General features: G+C 47.0%; 1 protein-coding gene and 2 pseudogenes. All 3 read left to right on the top strand.

What is annotated here, in order from left to right; genetic code table 11:
- Positions 1–58 precede the first annotated feature (58 nt).
- A complete protein-coding gene (gene tnpA, locus L950_RS37640) occupies positions 59–340 on the top strand; it encodes an IS66 family insertion sequence element accessory protein TnpA (RefSeq protein WP_021188502.1) in 282 nt (93 codons plus the stop codon).
- A gap of 78 nt (positions 341–418) precedes the next feature.
- Positions 419–697 (top strand): annotated as a pseudogene (gene tnpB, locus L950_RS25020) (IS66 family insertion sequence element accessory protein TnpB); the annotation flags it as partial.
- Positions 698–732: 35 nt separating this feature from the next.
- Positions 733–2,246, top strand: a pseudogene (gene tnpC / locus L950_RS25015) (IS66 family transposase).
- The last annotated feature ends 28 nt before the right edge of the window (positions 2,247–2,274 follow it).

Here is a 2,274-nt window from a genome sequence, read left to right as displayed (position 1 = left end):
GTATCCGGCCTACCAAGTACATATTGTTTAGTCTGATTACGAGGCCGATCTTTGTTTCATGAGCACAGAAGAAAAAAGAGAAAAGATGTTTTCCATGGTTGAGGATTGGAAAGCGAGCGGATTGACCCAAAAAGCATTTGGCCTATTGCACGGGATCAACGTTGCGACCTTGGGTTACTGGGTCGCCAAGTCCAAGGAACAGGGAACCGGTAGCAGAGGTTTATTGAGATGCCTTCGGATCAGCTGTGAAAGGGAACAAATAGAGATTATCTACCCTACGGGGGTGAGGCTGAAAGTACCGCGCGATCTTTCTCTGATATCGCAGCTTCTCCGATTGTAATACCATGTTTTCATTAGGATCATCTCACCGTTTCTATCTTTACGACGGTCATTGCGATATGCGTAAAGTTTTGATGGGCTTTGTGGCTTGGTTGTTTCGGTGATGCAACGTCAGCCGACCAGTGGCGAGGTGTTCGTTTTCCTGAACCGTAGCCGTACGCACATCAAGCTGCTGCACTGGGAACACGGAGGGTTTGTTCTCTACTACAAACGGTTGGAACAGGGTACTTTTGGCACACCCGCACTTAAAAAAGGTGAGCTGTCGTGGAGCGATCTGGTATTGCTCGTAGAGGGCGTCCAGGTTGTGAAAAGCATACAGAAAAAACGTTATTCATTACCACAAAAACAGCTTTTCTGATTGCAGGAATGCATGAAAATCCGTATCTTTAAGGTATGGAAACAGCGCTGGAAAACCTCTCGAAAGAAGACCTTCTGAAGGTCATTTCCAGCCGTGATGAAAAGATAAAATCACTTTCCAAAGACTCCTCTTCTAAAGATGAAAAAATCGAATATCTGGAATCCCAGCTTGCCATGTACAAGCGGATGCAGTTCGGCCAGAAGCGCGAGCGCTTCGAAGGCGACCCCAACCAGACCGAACTTCCATTTGAGGCAGAACCCGCAGAAGTAGAGCAGCAACAGGAAGAAGCCAAGCAGAAGATCGAGTATATCCGTAAACGTCCAAACCACAAAGGGCGTGCAAAGCTTCCCGAACATTTGCCGGTAATAGAAAAGCATATCCACCCTGAGGGTGACCTGTCTGAAATGGTGTGCATCGGCAAAGAGATCACCGAGGAACTGGAATGTGAGCCTGCAAAGTTCTACATCAACCGCTATATCCGCTATAAGTATGCCGCTAAAAACAGAGATGGCGTTAAGATCGGCGAGCTCCCTGAGCGTGTCATTGATAAAGGCATTCCTGGAGCCGGTCTGCTAGCGATGATCTTAACAAATAAATATGTCGATCATCTCCCGCTATACCGCCAGAAGCAGATCTTCGCCCGGGAGAACATACAGATCGCTTCTTCAACGATAGAGGGATGGACAAAGGAAGCCCTGATCAAACTCCAGCCGCTCTACGACCAACTGGTCTTCGACACAAAAGCAAAAGGATATCTACAGGTAGATGAAACACCTATAAAAGTATTGGACAGCGATAAAAAAGGCGCTGCCCATCAGGGTTATTATTGGGCATACCACGCTCCATTGGATGGGACTGTACTTTTTGATTATAGTCCTACCCGGGGCAGCAGTGCTCCCTTGCCCATACTGGGCACTTTCAAAGGCTATCTTCAGACGGACGGCTATGCCGTATATGAAAAGTATGGCAAGAAAAAAGAGATTACCCACCTGGCCTGTTGGGCACACGCACGCCGTGAGTTTGAAAAGGCACTGGACAATGATCGTCCGAGAGCTGAAAAGGCACTACTGATGATACAGGATCTCTATAAAGTAGAGCGCGGGGCAAAAGAAGAACAACTGTCCGCTGATCGGATAAAGGAAGTGCGATTGGAAGAATCGTTGCCGGTCATCAACGAAATGGGCAAATGGATCTTTGAAGAGATAAAAAACACCTTGCCCAAAAGCCAGATCGGAAAGGCCATGGCCTATGCCTACGCACGTTGGGATGCGTTATCAGCTTATCTATACGATGGAAACCTACAGATCGACAATAACCTTGTGGAGAATGCCATCCGTCCAGTTGCGCTGGGTCGAAAGAACTATCTCTTTGCGGGCAGCCATGAAGCAGCACAAAGATCGGCAATGATCTATTCCTTCTTTGCCAGCTGCAAAAAGCATGATGTGAACCGTTTCAGTGGCTGAAATATGCCTTGGAAAATATCATGTCCATAAACCACAAAAACCTGAAGGACCTGTACCCACAGAACTATAAACGAATTATCGGATAATCAAATATGTAGTTCATAGGGCGGATAC

Origin of the sequence: Sphingobacterium sp. IITKGP-BTPF85 (assembly GCF_001006065.1) — a bacterium.
GTDB classification, from domain to species: Bacteria; Bacteroidota; Bacteroidia; order Sphingobacteriales; family Sphingobacteriaceae; genus Sphingobacterium; species Sphingobacterium anhuiense.
Note: the sequence above shows the minus strand (reverse complement) of the source record. Positions and strands in the feature narration are given on the sequence as shown.

Bases quoted from the DNA above. Each gene is read 5' to 3' on its own strand.
- tnpA (WP_021188502.1), top strand. From the start codon at position 59: ATGAGCACAGAAGAAAAAAGAGAAAAGATGTTTTCCATGGTTGAGGAT.